The organism is Brevibacterium sp. FAM 24630 (assembly GCF_049804075.1).
Lineage (GTDB): Bacteria > Actinomycetota > Actinomycetes > Actinomycetales > Brevibacteriaceae > Brevibacterium.
In genome coordinates, this window is the sequence record NZ_JBNBZD010000006.1 from 40,040 (window position 1) to 58,497 (window position 18,458).

Below are 18,458 nucleotides of genomic sequence, written 5' to 3' on the forward strand. Positions count from 1 at the left end.
TTCACAGGCCGCTCGCCTTCTTCCGACGTACGAGTGCGATGAGTACGGGTGCGCCGACGAACGCGGTGACGACCCCGACCTGGAGTTCTCCGGGCTTCATCACGACTCGGCCGATGACGTCGGAGGCCAGCAGCAGAATCGGTGAGAGCACCAGGGAGTAGCCGAGGATCCACCGTTGGTCGGGCCCGACGATCCACCGGGCGATGTGCGGGATCATCAGTCCGATGAATCCGATCGGCCCGGCGGCCGCAGTGGCCGCGCCGGCGAGCAGGGTGACGGCGAGGATCGAGAGAATTCTCGTCCGATTGACCGAGGTGCCGAGGCTGGCGGCGAGGTCATCGCCCAGGGCTACCGCGTTGAGCGAATGGGACAGGCCCACAGCGAGCACGGTGCCGATGATCATGAACGGCAGGATCGCGGTGACGGTGTCGAAATCGCGTCCGGCGACAGCTCCGACATCCCAGGAACGGAATGAGTCGAAGGCGCGTTCGTTGGTGAGCAGGATGCCTTTGGTCAGTCCGGTCAGCACGGCGGCCACGGCGACTCCGGCCAGGGTGAGTCGAATCGGGTCGACGGTGCGGCTGCGCCCCGCGGAGCCGATGATGTAGACGCCGACGGTGGTGATGAGCGCACCGGCAAAGGCGAACCAGATGTATCCGGTGATCGTTTCGGCGCCGAAGAAGGCAACTCCGATGGTGATCGCGAACGAGGCTCCGGCATTGACTCCGAGGATGCCCGGGTCGGCCAGCGGGTTGCGGGTCAGAGCCTGAATGAGTCCGCCCGCCAATCCGAGCCCCATGCCGACGAGGATGCCGAGCACCGTCCGCGGCAGACGGAGTTCAAGGACGACGAGCTGATCATCACTGCCCGTCGGGTTGAAGAAGGCTGCGAGCACCTCGGAGACCGGCATGTCGCGAGCTCCGACGGCCAGGGAGGCCATCACCACGGCGATGAGCGCGATGACGGCCGCCACCAGCCCCACCACCCGCTTGACCCACAGATTCCGACCGGTCGAACGACCTGTGTCGGAGTGCGGTTCCGCCGCAGCGGTGGTGGCAGAACCGGTCATCGGGGTGGTCCTTCGCAGTTAAGCTGATCATCAGTGGACTAAGGGCAGGCTAACCACACTGTAACCCACTGATCCACCTCAGCCAAGCGAAATCGGTCTCACCGAACTGTGATCTTGCCGATCCTCTCAGACACCTGGCGCTGGATCCGGGAGAGCATTCCGCTCATGCCGCGCAGCCGCAGCGGGCTGACGATATCGGACAGCGACAGTCGCAGCGGCAGATCCGAAGGAACTGAGAGGATCACTTCGGCGGTGGACCCGTCGAGCCCCTCGTGGAGGATCCCGGCGAATCCGCGAGTCGTCGGCGATTCCGGCGGGGCGGAGAAGTGCAGCCGCACTTCGGCCTGCTCCCCCGCCTCGGGGGATTCGACCTCGGTGACGAGGAAGATCGGAGACTGGCACTCGGGCACGGGCTCAAGCAGTTCGGGATGATCCGTGTACTTCTCCGGCAGATCCGGCAGATCCGTGGCGAACTCGAGCAGCACCTGCAGACGATCGTCGGCCGGTGTCTCAGCGAAATCGGTGACGATCTCGGCCAGGCCCTCGGGCAGGTCGGCGGTCTCGGGGGTGGTGGTCTCGGCCATCAGCGTCCGGAGACCTCCCCGGGCTCGGAGCCGGTGACGATCGGCACGCCCACGACATTGCCCCATTCGGTCCAGGAGCCGTCGTAGTTGCGGACCTTGTCGTAGCCGAGCAGGTGTGTGAGGACGAACCAGGTGTGACTGGAGCGTTCGCCGATGCGGCAGTAGGCGATGACCTCTTCGCTTTCGCCCAGTCCGGCCTGCTCCGTGTAGAGCTCGCGCAGCTCGGCCGCCGACTTGAACGTGCCGTCCTCGTTGGCTGCCTTGCCCCAGGGCATCGACTTCGCGCCGGGGATGTGACCGCCGCGCAGTGCGCCCTCCTCCGGGTAGGCGGGCATGTGGGTGCGTTCTCCGGAGAATTCTTCAGGGCTGCGCACATCGATGAGCGGCAAGTCGCCGAGGCTGTCTCGAACCTCGGGCAGGAAGGCGCGAATCGCCGAATCGTCGCGCTCGACGACCGGGTACTCGGTGGGTTCGGGCTGCGGCTTCTCCGTCGCCATCTCACGGCCTTCGGCCTGCCATTTGGCGCGACCGCCGTCCATGAGGCGGACGTCTTCGTGACCGAAGAGAGTGAAGACCCACAGCGCATAGGCGGCCCACCAGTTGGATTTGTCGCCATAGACGATGATCGTGTCATCGCGGGAGATGCCCTTACGCGACATGAGCGCGGCGAAGCCTTCCCCATCGACATAGTCGCGGGTCACGGAATCGTTGAGCTCGGTGTGCCAATCGACCTTGACCGCTCCTGGGATGTGGCCGGTCTCGTAGAGCAGTACGTCCTCGTCGCTTTCGACGATGACGAGTCCGGGATCACCAGCATGTTCAGCGACCCAATCGGTGCTGACCAGTCGGGTTCCGTCCGCGTATTCGGCGAACTTCGGTGTGGGATCGGCCGGGATCGAAGTGCTCACGCATTCCTCCTGAAATGTAGTCACGGTGACGTGCTCGTTGGGGCAACGTCGTGCTCAACCAGCATATTCCCTTTTCAGGGTCGGCCGAGAAATGTCACGAGTGCCGAGACGAAGGCCTGCGGCTTCTCCGAGTGCACCCAGTGCCCGGCCCCTTTGACGGTGAGCAGCGTGGTACGGGGGAACAGCGCCCGCATCTGGGGCAGATCCTCGCGGCTGACATAGTCGGATCTCTCACCGGCCACCCACAGGACCGGGCGGTCGAATTCTGCGTCACCGAGGTCGGGGAAGTCGCCGATGACATCAAGGCTGGCATGCAGCAGTGCGAGGTTGGGCTGCCAGGCGAGGCCCGCCAAGGTGGGGCGCAGGTTCTGCAGCAGGAATCCCCGGATCGCCGCCGCGGGGATCGGCTCTCGCAGTGCGGCGTCGGCGTCCTTGCGCGATCCGACCTGATCCAGATCGAGGGCGGCGAGGCTGGAGAGCAGGTGGTCGAAGACGCCGGTCGATCCGCCTGCGTTGGGTCCGATGTCGACGATGACGAGTCTGTTGATCAGCTGCGGGTGGCGCAGTGCGAGCACCATGGCGACCTTCCCGCCCAGGGAGTGTCCGACCAGATGCACGGGCCTGCGATCGTCGTCGATCGCATCGACGATATGGTCGGCCACGGCATCGGCGATATCGATGTAGTCGAAGGTCTCGGTCCAGTCGGAGTCGCCGTGGTTGGGCAGGTCGACGAGCAGGCTCGAATACTCGGGTTCGAGTGCCTTGGCGATCTGAGTGAAGTTCTTGCCTCGACCGAAGAGCCCGTGGAGGAAGACGAGGCGCGGGCCCGAGTCACCGATGAGTCTGCTGCTGATGGAAGTCACCCCTCCAGACTATCCGGTGAGCGGATGCGGTCGAGCTCGCCTCATCGGATTCGGTTCCATCGGCCTCGGAACGGGGCGCGGGTAGGGTGAGGGCATGCACTTCTCCGAATATGACACTCGCCTTGCCGGTTATGCGATCATCGTCAACGATGACGACGAAATCCTCCTCAGCTGGTTCAACGGAGGGCGGGATCACTCCCACGCGATCTGGACGCTGCCCGGCGGCGGGATCGAGTTCTCCGAGAGCATCGAAGAGGGCACGATCCGGGAGATCAAAGAGGAGACCGGCTACGATGCGGAGCTCGTCCGTCCCCTGACCACGCATTCGTTCACGGAATCGCGCCGCAATCCCGCATTCGGAGCTTCGACGGCTCGGCCGTTCAAAGGAGTGCGTGTCGTCTTCGAGGCGCGGATCACCGGAGGGACTCTGGGCACGCTCGAGGTCGACGGGACTACGGATCGGGCAGAATGGCTGGCGATCGAGTCTCTCACCGACATCCGCCATGCCCGCATCATCAACGTCGGCCTGGAGGCGCTGCGCGGCGACGGGCGAGACTGAGAACGCGACGGGCCCCGAGGCACAGAGTCCTCGGGGCCGGTTTCTTCGCCTCGGCCGTCTGTCGGCTCAGCCGGCGGCCCGTTCGCCTCAGTTCAGCGTGTCGGCGATGAGATCGGGCATCTCATCCGCGGCGAAGGAAGCCGAGAGCACCGAGTTCAGTGAGAAGGCCTGGCGCACATCGTCGAGGTCTTCGGTGAGCACCAGGTCGTGGCCGTCTTCGACCGCAGGCACGCGTTTGAACGCGGGATCGTCCGTGACCTCGGCGTCCTTGATGTAGATGGGGAAGACGACGAGCAGGTCGGCGTCGAGCTGGTCGAGCTTCTCCTCGGAGATGCTCACGCTGAAGCCTTCGGGTTTGAGCGCCGCGATCTTCTCCGACGGCTCGAAGCCGAGGTTCTTCATGAACTCCACACGTTCCGAACCCTCGACGTAGGCACCCCAGCCTTCCGAGGTCTTCGACCCCACAGTCACGGACTTGCCGGCGAACTCCGGGTGATCCTTGCGCACGGATGCGAACTTCTCATCGAGGTCCTCGAGGAGCTTCTTGCCGTCGTCTTCCTTGCCGAGGGCCTCGGCGACGAGATCAACCTGCTGGTCCATCGTCGTCAGGTAGTTGTCTCCGCCTTCCGGCGCACCGACGGTCGGGGCGATCTCGGAGAGACGGTCGTAGCGCTTCTGCTCGCCGGAGCTCTTCGTGTCGAGGATGAGGTCGGGTTCGAGGGCGGCGATCGCCTCGTAGTCGGGTTCCATCGTGGCGATGATCTCGGGAGCCTCATCGTAGAGATCCTCTGCCCAGGGGCCGACGCCCTGACCGCCGAATTCGACCCAGTCGGAGGCACCGACGGGCTGCACCCCGAGCGCGAGGGCCGTCTCGGCGTCGCCCCAGCCCAGAGCGACGACGCGCTGCGGGTCGGAGGGGACTTCGACGGAACCGAACTTCGTCTCGACGCTGGGCCCGGAGGCCTCCTCGGCAGCACCTCCCCCGCCGCAGCCGGCAAGGACGAGAACAGAGGCGAACAGTGGGGCGAGAATACGGCGCATGGATTCCTTCTCAAGTAGTTAGGCGAGCCTAGCTTAACTCATTTTTCGGAATCCGTGATCTTCAACCCGGCGACGTCCATCTCGTCGAGGGCGACGACGCCGGAGGCACGGCCGGTGAGGATGCGGTGGATGAGCCACAGGAGCAGGAACGCCGGCAGCCCGGCATAGGCGCTGGCGACCTGGAGCAGCTGCCCGTTGACGATGGCCTGCACGTTCTGGCCGATGATGACGACGATGAGCATGATGAGCGCGATGACCGGGCCGATCGGGAACAGCGGCGCCCGGTACGGCAGATCGTCGATGCTGTGGCCTTGGCGCACATAGGCACGGCGGAAGCGGAAGTGACACCAGGCGATGCCGACCCAGACGATGAACCCGGACAGGCCGGAGACATTCATCAGCCACGTATAGGCACCGCCGTCGCCCATGATCTCGGTGAGGAATCCGAACAGGCCGATGACCGCGGTGGCCAGCAGTGCCATGACGGGGACTCCGCGCGCGTTGAGTCGGGCGAACATCCTCGGCGCGGTTCCCTCTTTCGCCATGGCGTAGAGCATGCGGGTCGAAGCGTAGAGACCGGAGTTGCCGGCAGACAGGATCGCGGTGAGGATGACGGCATTCATCACACCCGCGGCGACAGCGATTCCGGCGCGCTCGAAGACGAGCGTGAAAGGTGAGGCCGTGATGTCCTCGTTGTTCGCCGAGGCCAGGAGCGAAGGGTCGGTGTAGGGCAGGAGGAAGCCGATGATGATGATCGCGCCGATGTAGAAGAGCATGATGCGCCAGAACACGGTCCGGATGGCCCGGGGCATGTCTCGGCGCGGGTTCTCGGATTCCCCGGCGGTCACGCCGACGAGCTCTGTGCCCTGGAATGAGAAGCCGGCGATCATGAACACGCTGACGACCGACATCCACCCGCCGACGAACGGGGCCTGCCCCGTCGTCCAATTCTCCACCCCCGGCGAGGAACCGCCGATGATGCCGATGATCATGAGTACGCCGAGGACGAGGAACGCGAGCACTGCGGTGACCTTGATCGCGGCGAACCAGAATTCGCCTTCGCCGAAGGCCCTCGCGGATAGGAAGTTGAGACCGCCGAGGAGGATGAGGAAGCTGGCCGCCCAGATCCACGATGGCACGCCGGGGTACCAGAAGGACATGATGACTCCGGCGGCCACGAGTTCGGCAGCGAGGGTGATCGCCCAGTTGAACCAGTAGTTCCAGCCCATCGCGAAGCCGAAGGAGCGGCTGACGTACTTCGCGCCGTAGGTATGGAAGGAACCTGCCACCGGAAGGTGCGTCGACATCTCCCCCAGCGACTGCATGACGAAGAGGACCATGACACCGATGGCCGCATACGCCAGCAGGGCACCGCCGGGTCCGGCTTGGGAGATGGTGCCGCCGGATCCGAGGAAGAGTCCGGTGCCGATGGCTCCGCCGATGGCGATCATCTGCAGGTGACGCGACTTCAGCCCCCGTTTGAGTTCGCGGTTCTCCATCGCCGAGGCGGCTGCTGTTTTCATCGTGTCCCTTGACTGTCGTGCGACCGGCGTCCCGTTCGGGCCCCGGCCATTTTTACCACATTCAGTTGTCGGAGCTGCGCACCTTGTCCGTTCCAGCCGGGTGCTTGAGCAGGTCGATGATCGGTGCCAGTGCGGCCTTGATGCTCACCAGTCGGAAGAGGAGTTCTCGCGGACCGGTCAGGATCTTGGGCAGGTGGAACATGAGGCCGGCCAGTTGTCGAGAGGTGGACTGTGCCTGTTCGACTCGGGGCCGCTGGACGGCCTCGTAGCGGGCCAATGAGCAAGAGCTCCTTCTACCACGTCATCGACTCCAAAGAATCACTGTTGTCACTGGTCGTCGATGAGCTTCGGGAGCAGGCGAGGAAGGAGTGGACTCCCCCGGACCCGAGCGATTTCGCCTCTGATTTCTGGGCGACTGCGGCCGACATCTTCGACGATGCCCTGCATGTCTGGCCGCAGAGTCGGGCCCTCGAACTGCTGTGGCGGATCGTGCATGCCAATCGGGCCGATCCCGGTGTGAGCAGTCTTGACCACGACTACAGGACGTGGATCTCGTCGGTGTTGGAGGTCGGACGGGAGACAGGCGCCGTCGATGCGGACTGCCCGGCAGACCTCCAGGCCCTGGCGGCTGCGACCCTGTTGACGGCCTTCGACGAATCGGCGCTGCGGCAGGTCGACGGCGACAGGCTGACCGGCGGCGACCTCGAGGCTGCCGCCGGTCAGCAGTTCCGTCTGCTCAAACGTCTGCTTCAGGCGTGAGGCGCCAGCCCGGTGCCTCGTCGGGCAAATCGGCAGCTGTCGGAAGCCCTCTGGCCAACTGCGGCCCGAGGTCGGAGATATTCCGGGCGCCCATCAGCCCCATGGCAGTCAGCATTTCGGTCCGGATCAGGTCGATGGCCCGCTCCACCCCGCGCTGTCCGCCGGCCATCAGTCCGTAGAGATAAGCCCGGCCGATGAGTACGAAATCCGCTCCGGCGCACAACGCGGCCACGACGTCGGTACCGGACATGATTCCGGAGTCGAGGATGAGCTCCATCTCCTCTCCGACCGCCGCACGCACCTCTGCCAGCGCGGTCAGGGAGTCGGGAGCGCGATCGAGCTGGCGCCCTCCGTGGTTGGACACGACCAGGCCGTCGGCACCGATGGACCGGGCCCTGCTGGCATCCTCGGCGGTGAGGACGCCTTTGACGAAGAGTCGGCCCTTCCACTGCTCGCGGATCCACCTGAGGTCATCGAGATCAAGCGTCGGATCGAACATCGTCCGCGTCAACTCGGCCAAGGACTGCGAAGAGCTCGACAAGGAGGCATACTTCGGCGGTTCGGTCGTGAGGAAGTTGAACCACCAACCGGGTCGGTAGGAGGCGTCCAGAATCGTTTTGAAGGTCAGCTTCGGCGGAATCGAGAGTCCGTTGCGGTTATCGCGCAGACGCAGTCCCGTGATCGGAGTGTCGACGGTCACGAGCAGGGTCTCATATCCGCTGGCCTGGGCGCGCTGAAGCAGGTCGAGGCTGCGTTCGCGGTCCTTCCACAGATAGAGCTGGAACCACCGCGTCGATCCCGGTGCCGCCTGCGCGACCTCCTCGATCGACCGCGTGCCCATCGTTGAGAGGGAGAAGGGAATGTCGGCCTTCGCCGCGGCGCGAACTCCCCCGATCTCCCCCTCGGAATGCATCATCCGCGTGTAGCCGGTCGGGGCGATGCCGAATGGCAGCGCAGTGTCCTGACCGGCGATCGTCGTCGATGTGTTCGGAACGTCGACTCCATGCAGAATCCGCGGGAGGAGTTCGACGTCGGCGAAGACCTGGCGATTCTTGCGCAGCGTGTGCTCGTCGAGCGCACCTCCGTCGACGTAGTCGAAGGGCGCCGTCGGCGTCACCCGTTTCGCGATGCGGCGAAGGTCCCAGATATCGGCGGCGGATTCGAGTCTGGCCGCGACGCGATCGAACCGGGGCGGCTCGAACTGCAGCAGCGGGGCAAGCTCTCTGATGTCGGGGAATCGACGCTTCATCTCTCTCCTAGCTCACGATCGCGGAACCGCCAGTCTAGGCACGGAGTCTCGGCTCCGGCCGGGCCGACCGCGATGCGAACCGCGCCGCCCGGTTCCACGCGTTGCGGGGCGGAGATGGCATCATGGAGGTGATGTCTCAAACGCATGTGTGGTACGTCAGCTACGGTTCGAACATGGCTCGTGATCGGCTCGCCTGCTATCTGCAGGGCGGGCGACCACCCGGAGCCCAGGTCACCTATCCGGGAGCACGGGACACGACTCTGCCCCGTGCCGAGGCCGGAATCGAACTGCCTGGCACGATCTACTTCGCCGGAGCTTCGAGAGTCTGGGGCGGCGGAATGGCCTTCTATGACCATCACGTGCCCGGCCCCACCCCGGCCAAGGCCTATCTCATCACCGCCGCACAGTTCGCCGATGTCGCATCCCAAGAGATGAATCGGCCCCCGGCCGCCGATTCCCCGCTGGAGCGCCTCGTGTTCGACCTGCCCGCCGGTACCTCGCATTCGGTCGGCCCCGGCGGATATGAGACTCTCATCGTCCTCGACACGCTCGACGACGTTCCGATGGTCACATTCACTGCTTCGCATGGTTCGGCTGACATCGAGCACACTCAGCCCAGCGAACCCTATCTGGCGATGCTGCACACGGGAGCGGCCGAGGTCAGTGCTGCTTCCGGGCTGCACCTGCACGCAGCTGCACAAGCGTAAGGTCGAGCAGCGGGGTCCGGACTCCCAGCCCGGCGGCCTTCGTAGCCAGATCGCCGAGGATGTGCTCGGCTTCGCTGTCCAGACCCGCAGTGACGTCCCGGTAGAGGGATGAGGTGAACGCCGACCCCTCCTCGGTGAGCATCTTCACCGTCACGGCGTGCGACTTCTCCGACACCGGGTGCCCGGCGGCGTTCGCCACGGCTTCGATCTCGTCGATGATCTGCAGCACCTGATCACGTCCGCCGGCGCTCATGATCGCGCCCACCGGGGCCCGGAAGAGGCAGGTGACGACGCCGGCGGCAGCGATGAAAGCCCATTTCTCCCACAGCCCGTCGATGATGCCGTCGATGACCTGCAGCCGGTACCCGGGCACGTCGAGAGCCGCGGTGATCGGGGCGGGCACCGCCGTCCCGTCGAGGTCGCCGATCGTCATCACGGACAGGTCGGTGAGCTGATGGACCGCATCGTCCTTGATCGTGCCCACGATCTTGACGAGCCCGCCGAGCACCTGCCCCGGGTAGTCCTCCGCCAGCCGATCGATCTGCGCCATGCCGTTGAGGAAGGGGATGATCTTCGTCTCCGGACCGACGGCAGGGCGGATGTCGGTGAGCACCGAGTCGAGTCCATTGGCTTTGACCGCGATGATGACGAGGTCGAACGCACGCGGAGCCTCGTGGAGTTCGGCCGCGGTGAGCACATTCACGGAATTCGTCCGGTCTGCGTCGGGTGAGACGAAGCGCAGTCCGGCGGCGCGGATCCGCTCCGCCTTGGCCTCGCGGAGGAGGAAGGTGACGTCGCGGCCGGCCTCGAGCAGGTAGGACCCGAAAGCCCCACCGGTGGCTCCGGCCCCGGCGATGAGGATCGCGGGTCCGTCGGGTCGGGCATTCGTCGTCTCGGTCATTCCAGCGCCTCCTTGAGTTCCCGTGCGGCCGCAGCGGGGTCCTCTGCCGAGGTTATCGCACGCACGACCACCGCCCGGTTCGCGCCCGCTTGCCGGATCGCCGTCAGCCGCGGTCCTGCCGCAATCCCGCCGATGGCGAACCAGGGTGTGCTCACCGAGGCGGCCACCTCGGTGAGCAGAGACCTGCCCACGGCCGGTCGGCCGGGTTTCGTCGGCGTCTCCCACACCGGTCCGACGCAGAAGTAGTCGACCTCCGGATCCGCCTCGGCGGCGAGCGCCTGGTCCAGGGAATGGGTGGAGCGGCCGAGGATGACGTCGGGGCCGAGGACGGTGCGGGCCTGGGCGCTGGTGAGGTCGCCCTGTCCGACATGGAAGACGTCAGCTCCGGTGAGGAGTGCGACATCGGCACGGTCATTGACAGAGAAGAGTTTTCCGTGTTCGGCGGCGATGTCGCGCAGCACTTCGAGGGCGGCGATCTCGGCTTTGGCCTCAAGGGTCTTGTCGCGAAGTTGGATGATGTCGACTCCCCCGGCATAGGCGGCCCGAAGGAAGTCGGGCAGATCCCCTTCGTCGCCTCTGGCATCGGTGCACAGGTAGAGCGTGGAATCTGCCAACTGGGCTTCCCGTCGGGCCCGCAGTGTTCCGGGCCTTTCGGTGCGCGGTGGAATATCTGTGGTCATGGTCATAGAGTAGAGGAGTTCGCGGGAGCCTCCCAACGAGGCTGAGAGGGCGTAAGAGCCGACCGTCAGACCTGATGCGGGTTATGCCGCCGGAGGGAGAATCCATGCACGTCATCGTCGTCGGCGCCGGAATCATCGGCCTGGCCACGGCTTGGCATCTGCGCCGCCTCGGTGCAGTCGTCACCATCATCGATCCCACCCCCGCCCAGGGAGCCTCCCATGCCGCGGCGGGGATGATCGCCCCGGCCGCCGAAGTGGTGTGGGGTCAGACTCCCCTGTATCCGCTGATGCGATCATCCGGTGAGTTGTACCCCGGGTTCACTGCCGAGGTGGCGAGCGCAACGGGAGCCGAGCTGGGGCTCAATTCCACCGGGACTCTCGTGTGCGCCGGCGACCGGGCCGATCTGCAGACCCTGCGGGAACTGCGCGGGGCCCAGTCAGCAGCCGGGTTCACCACCGAACTCATCTCCGGGTCGAAGGCCCGGGCGGTCGAGCCCTCTCTGGCCCCCTCGATCATCGGCGCCGTGGACATCCCCGACGACTGGTCGGTCGATCCCCGGCGACTGAGCGCGGCGCTGCTGTCGATGACCACGGAGACGCTTGTCCGAGAAACAGTCACCGAGGTGGTTCGCCGTGGCGAGACGACCATCGGAGTCAGACTGGCCGACGGGCGCAGTCTCGAGGCCGACCAGGTGGTGCTGAGCACCGGCAGCGCATCGATCACCGGTGCTCCGGTCCTGCCCGTGCGACAGGTGTGGGGTGATGTGCTCCGGTTACGGACCCAGGCCGAGCACACTCCCCTGCTCACTCGCACCATCCGTGGTTTGGTCAACGGTCGGGCCGTCTACCTCGTTCCGCGTCCGGACGGTGAGATCGTGCTCGGGGCCAGTTCCCGTGAGGACGGTCGATCCGCCACATCTGCCGGGGCTGTGCACCGTCTGCTCCAGGACGGTCAGCGCCTCGTCCCCGGCATCCTCGACTGTGACATCACCGAGGTCACGACTCGGGCCCGCCCCGGCTCCCCCGACGATCTGCCGTTCATCGGCCGTGCCGACGACGGCTGTGTCGTGAGCACCGGGTACTTCCGTCACGGAATTCTGCTCGCCCCTCTCGGCGGACGGTTGGGGGCCGAGCTCGCCCTCGGGATCTCCCCGGACTGGTTGCCCGACGGTGCCCTCGATTCCGTCTCCCCACATCGTTTCTCCGAGGCGGCGCCGGTGTCGAATGCCTGATGCCGTGTTCACCCGCCACCTGTTCAGCCCCGACCATCATCACTTCGAAGAGGAGCCCGATATGACCCGATCCGCATCGACACCCCGAGCCGCCCATTCACCGTCCATCGTTCTCAACGGGGAACGCCGTGAGCTCACCACATCCTCGGCGCTCGACCTCGTCGCCGAGGTCACCGGACGGCAGCTGCACAGCGACGGAACCCCGGCCGACGGAGGACGACTGGGCATCGCCGTGGCCGTCGACGGCGAGGTCATCCGTCGCGGCATGTGGTCCGACTTCACTCTGTCCGACGGGCACACCGTCGACATCGTCACCGCGGTGCAGGGAGGCTGAGATGACCTGGACGATCGATGGTGTGGACATGACCTCCCGGCTCGTCATGGGCACCGGAGGGGCGAGCTCGCTGAGCATCCTCGATGCCGCTCTGCAGGCCTCGGGGACGGAACTGACGACTGTGGCGATGCGTCGCTTCGATGCGCAGTCACGTGATTCGGTATTCAAGCTGCTCGACCGCTTGGGCATCCGCATCCTGCCGAACACGGCCGGATGCTATACCGCCCGGGATGCTGTGCTCACGGCGCAGCTGGCCCGGGAGGCACTCGAGACGAATTGGCTGAAGCTCGAAGTCATCGCCGATGAGGACACCCTGCTGCCGGATCCGATCGAACTCTTCACCGCCGCCGAGGAGCTCGTCCTCGACGGCTTCACCGTCTTCGCGTACACGAACGACGACCCTGCACTGGCCAAACGCCTCGAAGATGCAGGAGTGGCGGCGGTGATGCCCGCCGGTGCGCCCATCGGCAGCGGACTGGGCATCCTCAACCCGCACAATATCGAAACCATCGTCGACCGGGCCGAGGTGCCGATCATCCTCGACGCCGGTGTCGGCACCGCCTCCGATGCGGCCCTGGCGATGGAACTCGGGTGCACCGCGGTGCTTCTGGCCTCAGCGGTCACCCGCGCTCATGATGCGCACGCCATGGCCCGGGCGATGTCCCTGGCCGTCAAGGCCGGGCATCTGGCCGCCGGTGCCGGACGCATCCCGAAGCGGCCGCTGGCGCTGGCGTCCTCGCCGCTGGACGGAATGGTCGGATCACGATGACCGCCGCCGACTCCCGATTGGCTCCGCTGGTGGCCCCCGGGCCACCGCTGTCACCGGAGGAGATCGCACGCTACTCCCGTCACCTCAGCCTGCCGAGTTTCGGACTCGAGGGTCAACGGCGGCTGCGGGCCGCCTCGGTGCTGGTCATCGGTGCCGGCGGACTCGGCTCCCCAGTGCTCAACTATCTGGCGGCGGCCGGGATCGGATCGATCACGATCGTCGACGATGATGTGGTCGAGACCTCGAATCTGCAGCGCCAGATCATCCACGGCACGGCCGATGTGGGCCGGTCGAAGGTCGAATCGGCCGCCGCCGCACTGCACCGGCTCGACCCGGATCTGACCGTCCGGACGATCGAGGGCCGTCTGAATCCGGACAATGCGCTCGACCTCTTCTCCGGACACGATGTGGTCCTCGACGGGGCCGATAACTTCGCCACCCGCTACCTGTCCAATGATGCCGCTGAGCTCACCGGCACGCCGCTGGTGTGGGGCACGATCTTCCGGTTCTCCGGCCAGGTGAGCACCTTCGTGCCCGGCCACGGACCGATGCTGCGCGACCTGTTCCCCGACATCCCCGACCCTGATTCGGTGCCCAACTGCGCCGAGGGCGGGGTGCTCGGTGTGCTGTGCGGGACCGTCGGTTCCGCGATGGCCACCGAGGCGATCAAACTCATCTGCGGCATCGGCACACCGTTCATCGGCAGGCTGCTGCGCTATGACGCTTTGGCCGGGGAGTATTCGACGCTGCGGTTCTCCCCCGATCCCGATCGGCCGACCGTCACCGACCTCACCGAGGTGGCCGCCGCCTGTGCTGTCACCGCATCCACGAGTGCCGCGGCCGACGGCTCAGCGGCCGGAGTGGAGGAGATCGACCCGGCCGAACTGCTCTCGCTCGGGGACACGACGGTGCTCCTCGACGTCCGGGAGGACTGGGAGCGGGCGCTGAGAGTCATCCCGGGCAGTCTCCATCTGCCCTTGGAGCGGATCCGCGAACACGGCTGGGACGCCGTCTCCGAGGTGTGCGACTCTGCGGCCGAGGGGCCTGCCCGGCGCGAGGTCGTCGTCCATTGCAAGTCAGGGGTGCGTTCGGCCGAGGCAGTCTCTCTGCTCACGAAGGACGCACCGCCCGCGATGCGGCTGCGGTCCCTGGCAGGCGGGATCGACGCCTGGGCGGCCCAGGACGAGACCGGCGAGGACGCTGCCGGCCGCTTCTCCTGAGCCAGACGCACCCGAGTCAGGCGCACCCGCGTCAGGCACTCCTGAGTCACGCACAGGCACGTCCGGACAGTCGTCGACGGAGACCGCGTTCACCGGCTCGCATCACGAGTGCGTGCATGAGCCCGGACAGCGGCCGCAGCGCACGGATGACCGGGCGGGTGGTCGTGACACACCACAGCGAATCGATGTGCGTGGACGAGCCATGGGGCGTCAGCGTCCACACTCCTTCGCCGCGCAGATCACCATGGGCGCTGAAACTGATGCGCCTCGGTGCGTCGACGTGTTCGGCGGCGATGGTGAAGCACAGCGACATGCCGATCGGGGTGCGCACCTGGATGTCGGCCCGGCTGCCGGGGATGATTCGGTCCTCGAACCAGTGTGCTCCGGCCAGGCCCGGCCACCACTGCGGCCAGGCTTCGACTTCCTCCAGGACCGCCCACACCGACTCTCTCCCGGCTTCAACCGTCCACCGGTCGTCGAAATGGAATGGAGCGGATTCCCCGGCCCGCTGTCGCACATGTTCGTGGCTCATGGTACGACGGTAGTGTGAAAGACGTGAGTGAGGAAAGCAGTGTCAGCAGCCGCCGCCCCTCCCCCTTGGGCGGTCGCAAACCGACGAAGGACGACCTCGCCGCGTTCGCCACGGATGATCCGAATGCGATCGATGACATTCTGCCCGGCGATTCCTCCGGGTTGAAGATGCTCATCGTCGGCATCAACCCGGGTCTGTGGACGGCCGCGGTCAACGCCCCGTTCGCTCGGCCCGGCAACCGGTTCTGGCCGTCTCTGCATCAGGCGGGCCTGACCGACCACCTCGTCGATGCTTCCCGTGGACTCGACCCGGCCGATGAACAGCAGCTGCTGCGCCGCGGCATCGGTCTGACCAATCTCATCGGGCGGGCCACCGTGCGTGCCGACGAACTCTCCCGCGAGGAGCTGCGTCATGGTGCCAGTCACCTCATCGACCGGCTCGCTGACATCCGTCCGCGTGCGGTGGCGATCGCCGGCATCACATCGTTCCGGATCGGCTACCGGCAGCCGAAGGCGCAGTTCGGTCGGCAGGACACCTCGCTCATCGACGGCTGGCCCCGAGAGGTCGCCTTGCATGTGGTGCCCCAGCCCAGCGGTCTCAACGCCCACTATCAGGTCGCCGACCTCGCTCGGATCTGGCGCGAAGTCTGGGACAGCATCGACGACTGAGTTCCGTCGCACCGGTCGCGGCTCGTGACGACCCGGGTCGTCGACCACAGGCTGCGGTCTAGTGTGGGGCGCCGGTGAAATGTTCGCGGCACCGGGCGACGTACGCGTCCGATCCGCCGATGTGCCGGGCGTCGATGGCGGTTGCAGCGAGATCCGACGAGTCGGTGCGCTGGTGGAAGACGGCATCACGACCACAGACCGTGCAGACTGCGGTGAGTCTGAGGACGTCTTCGGCTGAGGCCATGAAGCTCGGCAGCGGTTCGAACGGCTGCCCGTCGAAGGTCACGCACAGGCCTTCGACGATGACGTCGATTCCCCTCCTGAGCAGATCATCGACGACGGGGATGAGCTCGAAACCGAAGAACTGGGCCTCATCGATGGCGATGAGGGCGTAGTCAGCGGCCCGCGCCGCCTCGGCGAGGGCCGAAGCCTCGCCGAGGGGAACGGCAGGGATATTCATCCCGATGTGGGAGGTGATCGTCGCGATGTCCACTCGGGTGTCGAGGGAATGAGAGACGACGAGCACCTTCGTCCCAGCGATCGTGGCCCGCCGGACCCGGCGCATGAGTTCTTCGGACTTCCCGGAGAACATGGGTCCGGCGATGACCGCGAGTCGGCCGAAATCAGTCGTCGACGGTGACACGCTCGGTTTCGGTGTCGACGGTGACCTCCGTCTCTTCACCGCCCTTGTCGAAGTCGAACTGGAATTCCTTCATGTTGTCATCGTATTCGAGCTTCCAGCCGACGAGTTTCCCGGACGCCTTCTTCTGGGCGAGTTCGAGTGCTTCGTCGAAGGTCATCGGATCGTTGAGATCGATGGCCTTCTCCTTGTCGTCGGTGGAATCCTGCTCATGTTTGACGATCTTGCCGGAATCGGCGTCGATCTCGACGTCATGATCGGTGCTGCCGTCGAGGATGGACACCTCGTACTGCCACGCCTGGTCCTTCTCGTCCCAATCGAGTTCGATGCCGTGGACGATGCCGTCGCCGACCTTCTTCTCCGCCGTCTTGATCGCATCTTCGGCACTGGTTGCCGGGGTGTCCTTGCTCAGGTCGGCATCGGCGGACAGACCGTCCCCGGACGAATCCTGCTTCGAACCCTGCTCGGAATCCGTGTCATCGCCGGTGTCCTCGCCCTGGTCCTCGGCGTCCTCGGTGGTGCTGTCGGAGGTCGATTCGCTGGCCGCGGGCGAATTCTGAGCCTCATCGGCTCCGTCTCCGGAGTCACTTCCGGAACACCCGGCCAGGCCGAGAGTGAGTGCTGCGAGTCCTGCCACTGTGCTCATTGCCATGCGATTCGTCTTCATATTTCACACGCTAACAGTCGCCTGCGGCTGACCCTACGTTTCTGAGAGAAGTCTCATCTGCACATCCTGCGGATCCGGTCGGACGTGTCCTTCCCGAAGAGGACCCGATGTGACCATCCCGGCTGGGAGGGGGCGGTCAGTCGAGACAGAATTCGTTGCCCTCGGGGTCGGCCATGACGATGAACCCGAATTCCAATGGAGGATCCGGATCGACCCGTCGAAGCCGACCTCCCCCAAGCTCCACCAGCCGGGAGCATTCGGCTTCCAAGGCATCCATTCGTTCATCGCCGTCGAGTCCCGGCGCGGCACGCACGTCGAGGTGGACCCGGTTCTTCACCGTCTTGGCTTCGGGCACTGTTTGGAAGAAGATGCGCGGGCCGGTCCCCTCGGGGTCCTCGATGGCGGCGCGCATGTCCTCTGGCCGCAGTTCGATTCCGAGGCCGGCGAGGAACTCCTTCCACGCGTCGAGAGGGTCGTCGTCGGCACCGAGTCGGACCCCGGGCGGGCCCGGCACGATGTAGCCGAGGACTTCGGCCCAGAAGCGGGCAAGTCTGCCAGGATCGTGGCAGTCGAAAGTGACTTGGACTGTTCTGCTCATAGCGTCCTCTTCATCGTGGAAATGAGCCGACCTCGACCCTATTGTGCGCTCTCCGAACTCCTGACACCAGGGTCCGGCCCCGAACTTCTGAAGTCGGCTTCGGTCCCCGAGGTCAGACCGCCAACTGCTCGTCGAGATCGAACAGGCTCGGCATTTCGTGGCGTACGGCCGTCCCGAAGGCGAGCGCCCCGCCGAAGAGACGCTCGATCGCGTTGACCGTGTGCAGCACACGGTCGCGGGAGACCGGCGGCATGAGCTCACCGTGTTTGAGGTAGCCCTTGAGCGAACCGGTCGCTGCCGCCCGCAGCCCGATCCTCCCGGCGATGAGCCAGGTGATGCACTCGGTTTCGAATCGCACTTGTGACCGCTCGACATGCGGGTCGGCTGCGCTCACGGCGAGTTCGGGCCGCGAACCGCGGTGCCCGCTGTAGATGAGCGCCAATTCCGTGAGGAGACGGGTGAGCATGACGCTGGCGCTGCGTGTCTGCGGCAGGTGCTCGGGAAGCAGGTTCTTCCGGCGCAGTGTGGCAACGACGAGGTGCAGTCCGTCCCAGGTGGGTGCACCGACCGCCGCGAAGGGGGTGGACACTTCAGTCGGCAGTTCGGGCCCTGTGGTGTCGGCGATGTCGTAGACGAAGCGGACGGGCCCGAAAGGATGGAGGATGACCATGGAGGTGGCGTCGGCCTCGACGCTTCGGCCGAATCGCTCCCGCCATCCGTCCTCGGTCTCGACGAAGGTGGCAGTCGGCCGCTGTTGGGCGATGAGAGCGGCGTTGAAGGCCGCCAGCTGAGGGAATCGGCGAACGAAGGCGAGCAGCTCGTCCCAGCGCATGAGCGGTCGATGCTCGTGCGCGTCGTTGTAGAGAGCGTCGAATGAGTTCGTGTTCTGATCCATGTCCTCACGGTAGACGTCGCTGCTGACACGAGATTCTGAGCAGATCAGCCGACTGCGCCA

At 65.8% G+C, this 18,458-nt stretch carries 23 protein-coding genes and 1 riboswitch; of the genes, 8 read left to right on the forward strand and 15 right to left on the reverse strand.

Annotated elements, in window-relative coordinates; genetic code table 11:
- Nucleotide 1: 1 nt before the first annotated feature.
- From ACPUD7_RS06365 to ACPUD7_RS06380, 4 genes are all read right to left on the reverse strand, one after another.
- On the reverse strand, nt 2–1,069 hold the full coding sequence (locus tag ACPUD7_RS06365) for an iron chelate uptake ABC transporter family permease subunit (protein ID WP_425119448.1): 1,068 nt from the start codon (nt 1,067–1,069) through the stop codon (nt 2–4).
- 98 nt (nt 1,070–1,167) lie between these two features.
- Nucleotides 1,168–1,653, reverse strand: a complete 486-nt coding sequence (locus ACPUD7_RS06370) for a SufE family protein (protein ID WP_135538309.1) — start codon at nt 1,651–1,653, stop codon at nt 1,168–1,170.
- Nucleotides 1,653–2,561 (reverse strand): sulfurtransferase, encoded by a 909-nt coding sequence (locus ACPUD7_RS06375; protein ID WP_425119449.1) that lies wholly within the window; start codon nt 2,559–2,561, stop codon nt 1,653–1,655. The genes ACPUD7_RS06370 and ACPUD7_RS06375 overlap by 1 nt, the downstream gene beginning before the upstream one ends.
- 74 nt (nt 2,562–2,635) lie before the next feature.
- On the reverse strand, nt 2,636–3,424 hold the full coding sequence (locus ACPUD7_RS06380) for an alpha/beta fold hydrolase (RefSeq protein ID WP_425119450.1): 789 nt from the start codon (nt 3,422–3,424) through the stop codon (nt 2,636–2,638).
- Nucleotides 3,425–3,518: 94 nt separating this feature from the next.
- Here ACPUD7_RS06380 and ACPUD7_RS06385 point away from each other — a divergent pair, with 94 nt between their 5' ends.
- Complete coding sequence (locus ACPUD7_RS06385; protein ID WP_425119451.1) at nt 3,519–3,983, forward strand: NUDIX hydrolase; 465 nt, start codon at nt 3,519–3,521, stop codon at nt 3,981–3,983.
- 87 nt (nt 3,984–4,070) lie between these two features.
- On the opposite strand, the gene ACPUD7_RS06390 is transcribed toward ACPUD7_RS06385, so the two are convergent.
- The 3 genes from ACPUD7_RS06390 to ACPUD7_RS06400 all read right to left on the reverse strand — a co-directional run bounded on the left by ACPUD7_RS06390 (nt 4,071) and on the right by ACPUD7_RS06400 (nt 6,824).
- Nucleotides 4,071–5,024 carry an iron-siderophore ABC transporter substrate-binding protein gene (locus ACPUD7_RS06390; protein ID WP_425119452.1) on the reverse strand — a complete coding sequence of 318 codons (954 nt, stop codon included), beginning with the start codon at nt 5,022–5,024 and terminating at the stop codon, nt 4,071–4,073.
- 38 nt (nt 5,025–5,062) lie between these two features.
- Complete coding sequence (locus tag ACPUD7_RS06395) at nt 5,063–6,547, reverse strand: amino acid permease (protein ID WP_425119453.1); 1,485 nt, start codon at nt 6,545–6,547, stop codon at nt 5,063–5,065.
- A 61-nt stretch (nt 6,548–6,608) separates the two neighbouring features.
- Nucleotides 6,609–6,824, reverse strand: coding sequence for a hypothetical protein (locus tag ACPUD7_RS06400; RefSeq protein ID WP_425119455.1), 216 nt, complete (start codon nt 6,822–6,824; stop codon nt 6,609–6,611).
- Here ACPUD7_RS06400 and ACPUD7_RS06405 point away from each other — a divergent pair.
- The gene (locus ACPUD7_RS06405; protein ID WP_425119456.1) at nt 6,824–7,306 is read left to right on the forward strand and encodes a hypothetical protein; all 483 of its coding nucleotides are present in this window, start codon (nt 6,824–6,826) and stop codon (nt 7,304–7,306) included. The two genes, ACPUD7_RS06400 and ACPUD7_RS06405, sit on opposite strands and share 1 nt — an antisense overlap.
- On the opposite strand, the gene ACPUD7_RS06410 is transcribed toward ACPUD7_RS06405, so the two are convergent.
- A complete protein-coding gene (locus ACPUD7_RS06410) occupies nt 7,284–8,555 on the reverse strand; it encodes an alpha-hydroxy acid oxidase (protein ID WP_135538294.1) in 1,272 nt (423 codons plus the stop codon). The genes ACPUD7_RS06405 and ACPUD7_RS06410 overlap by 23 nt on opposite strands.
- Nucleotides 8,556–8,686: 131 nt before the next feature.
- On the opposite strand from ACPUD7_RS06410, the gene ACPUD7_RS06415 reads away from it, so the two are divergent.
- Complete coding sequence (locus tag ACPUD7_RS06415) at nt 8,687–9,262, forward strand: histone deacetylase (protein WP_135538292.1); 576 nt, start codon at nt 8,687–8,689, stop codon at nt 9,260–9,262.
- Here the strand turns inward: ACPUD7_RS06415 and ACPUD7_RS06420 are convergent.
- Nucleotides 9,216–10,163: a 2-dehydropantoate 2-reductase gene (locus tag ACPUD7_RS06420; RefSeq protein WP_135538290.1), complete on the reverse strand. Its 948-nt coding sequence runs from the start codon at nt 10,161–10,163 to the stop codon at nt 9,216–9,218. The two genes, ACPUD7_RS06415 and ACPUD7_RS06420, sit on opposite strands and share 47 nt — an antisense overlap.
- Complete coding sequence (gene thiE / locus ACPUD7_RS06425; RefSeq protein ID WP_135538288.1) at nt 10,160–10,843, reverse strand: thiamine phosphate synthase; 684 nt, start codon at nt 10,841–10,843, stop codon at nt 10,160–10,162. Before thiE ends, ACPUD7_RS06420 begins: the two co-directional genes overlap by 4 nt.
- An 11-nt stretch (nt 10,844–10,854) precedes the next feature.
- Nucleotides 10,855–10,958: riboswitch (TPP riboswitch) on the forward strand.
- Between thiE and thiO the strand changes: the two genes are divergently transcribed.
- The 4 genes from thiO to moeB all read left to right on the forward strand — a co-directional run bounded on the left by thiO (nt 10,948) and on the right by moeB (nt 14,398).
- Nucleotides 10,948–12,075, forward strand: coding sequence for a glycine oxidase ThiO (thiO, locus tag ACPUD7_RS06430; protein WP_135538286.1), 1,128 nt, complete (start codon nt 10,948–10,950; stop codon nt 12,073–12,075). It overlaps the preceding riboswitch by 11 nt.
- On the forward strand, nt 12,068–12,409 hold the full coding sequence (gene thiS, locus ACPUD7_RS06435; RefSeq protein ID WP_346763074.1) for a sulfur carrier protein ThiS: 342 nt from the start codon (nt 12,068–12,070) through the stop codon (nt 12,407–12,409). The genes thiO and thiS overlap by 8 nt, the downstream gene beginning before the upstream one ends.
- Nucleotide 12,410: 1 nt before the next feature.
- Entirely contained in the window at nt 12,411–13,178 is a 768-nt protein-coding gene (locus ACPUD7_RS06440; protein ID WP_135538284.1) for a thiazole synthase, read from the forward strand.
- Entirely contained in the window at nt 13,175–14,398 is a 1,224-nt protein-coding gene (gene moeB / locus ACPUD7_RS06445) for a molybdopterin-synthase adenylyltransferase MoeB (protein WP_425119457.1), read from the forward strand. The genes ACPUD7_RS06440 and moeB overlap by 4 nt, the downstream gene beginning before the upstream one ends.
- 46 nt (nt 14,399–14,444) lie before the next feature.
- Here moeB and ACPUD7_RS06450 read toward each other — a convergent pair whose 3' ends face one another.
- Nucleotides 14,445–14,930, reverse strand: coding sequence for an SRPBCC family protein (locus tag ACPUD7_RS06450; RefSeq protein WP_135538280.1), 486 nt, complete (start codon nt 14,928–14,930; stop codon nt 14,445–14,447).
- Nucleotides 14,931–14,953: 23 nt separating this feature from the next.
- Here ACPUD7_RS06450 and ACPUD7_RS06455 point away from each other — a divergent pair, with 23 nt between their 5' ends.
- Complete coding sequence (locus ACPUD7_RS06455; protein ID WP_240689622.1) at nt 14,954–15,598, forward strand: mismatch-specific DNA-glycosylase; 645 nt, start codon at nt 14,954–14,956, stop codon at nt 15,596–15,598.
- Between the two features lie 58 nt (nt 15,599–15,656).
- On the opposite strand, the gene ACPUD7_RS06460 is transcribed toward ACPUD7_RS06455, so the two are convergent.
- The 4 genes from ACPUD7_RS06460 to ACPUD7_RS06475 form a co-directional block, all read right to left on the reverse strand.
- Nucleotides 15,657–16,241 (reverse strand): thymidine kinase, encoded by a 585-nt coding sequence (locus tag ACPUD7_RS06460; protein WP_276606426.1) that lies wholly within the window; start codon nt 16,239–16,241, stop codon nt 15,657–15,659.
- Entirely contained in the window at nt 16,222–16,905 is a 684-nt protein-coding gene (locus tag ACPUD7_RS06465; protein ID WP_240689620.1) for a PepSY domain-containing protein, read from the reverse strand. Before ACPUD7_RS06465 ends, ACPUD7_RS06460 begins: the two co-directional genes overlap by 20 nt.
- 136 nt (nt 16,906–17,041) lie before the next feature.
- Nucleotides 17,042–17,503, reverse strand: a complete 462-nt coding sequence (locus tag ACPUD7_RS06470; protein ID WP_135538277.1) for a VOC family protein — start codon at nt 17,501–17,503, stop codon at nt 17,042–17,044.
- 112 nt (nt 17,504–17,615) lie between these two features.
- Complete coding sequence (locus ACPUD7_RS06475; RefSeq protein ID WP_135538275.1) at nt 17,616–18,398, reverse strand: hypothetical protein; 783 nt, start codon at nt 18,396–18,398, stop codon at nt 17,616–17,618.
- Nucleotides 18,399–18,458: the final 60 nt, after the last annotated feature.

Coding starts and splice junctions, on each gene's coding strand:
- ACPUD7_RS06365 (WP_425119448.1), bottom strand. CDS start 1,069: ATGACCGGTTCTGCCACCACCGCTGCGGCGGAACCGCACTCCGACACA.
- ACPUD7_RS06370 (WP_135538309.1), bottom strand. CDS start 1,653: ATGGCCGAGACCACCACCCCCGAGACCGCCGACCTGCCCGAGGGCCTG.
- ACPUD7_RS06385 (WP_425119451.1), top strand. CDS start 3,519: ATGCACTTCTCCGAATATGACACTCGCCTTGCCGGTTATGCGATCATC.
- ACPUD7_RS06390 (WP_425119452.1), bottom strand. CDS start 5,024: ATGCGCCGTATTCTCGCCCCACTGTTCGCCTCTGTTCTCGTCCTTGCC.
- ACPUD7_RS06395 (WP_425119453.1), bottom strand. CDS start 6,547: ATGAAAACAGCAGCCGCCTCGGCGATGGAGAACCGCGAACTCAAACGG.
- ACPUD7_RS06405 (WP_425119456.1), top strand. CDS start 6,824: ATGAGCAAGAGCTCCTTCTACCACGTCATCGACTCCAAAGAATCACTG.
- ACPUD7_RS06410 (WP_135538294.1), bottom strand. CDS start 8,555: ATGAAGCGTCGATTCCCCGACATCAGAGAGCTTGCCCCGCTGCTGCAG.
- ACPUD7_RS06415 (WP_135538292.1), top strand. CDS start 8,687: ATGTCTCAAACGCATGTGTGGTACGTCAGCTACGGTTCGAACATGGCT.
- ACPUD7_RS06420 (WP_135538290.1), bottom strand. CDS start 10,163: ATGACCGAGACGACGAATGCCCGACCCGACGGACCCGCGATCCTCATC.
- thiE (WP_135538288.1), bottom strand. CDS start 10,843: ATGACCACAGATATTCCACCGCGCACCGAAAGGCCCGGAACACTGCGG.
- thiO (WP_135538286.1), top strand. CDS start 10,948: ATGCACGTCATCGTCGTCGGCGCCGGAATCATCGGCCTGGCCACGGCT.
- thiS (WP_346763074.1), top strand. CDS start 12,068: ATGCCTGATGCCGTGTTCACCCGCCACCTGTTCAGCCCCGACCATCAT.
- ACPUD7_RS06440 (WP_135538284.1), top strand. CDS start 12,411: ATGACCTGGACGATCGATGGTGTGGACATGACCTCCCGGCTCGTCATG.
- moeB (WP_425119457.1), top strand. CDS start 13,175: ATGACCGCCGCCGACTCCCGATTGGCTCCGCTGGTGGCCCCCGGGCCA.
- ACPUD7_RS06450 (WP_135538280.1), bottom strand. CDS start 14,930: ATGAGCCACGAACATGTGCGACAGCGGGCCGGGGAATCCGCTCCATTC.
- ACPUD7_RS06465 (WP_240689620.1), bottom strand. CDS start 16,905: ATGAAGACGAATCGCATGGCAATGAGCACAGTGGCAGGACTCGCAGCA.
- ACPUD7_RS06470 (WP_135538277.1), bottom strand. CDS start 17,503: ATGAGCAGAACAGTCCAAGTCACTTTCGACTGCCACGATCCTGGCAGA.
- ACPUD7_RS06475 (WP_135538275.1), bottom strand. CDS start 18,398: ATGGATCAGAACACGAACTCATTCGACGCTCTCTACAACGACGCGCAC.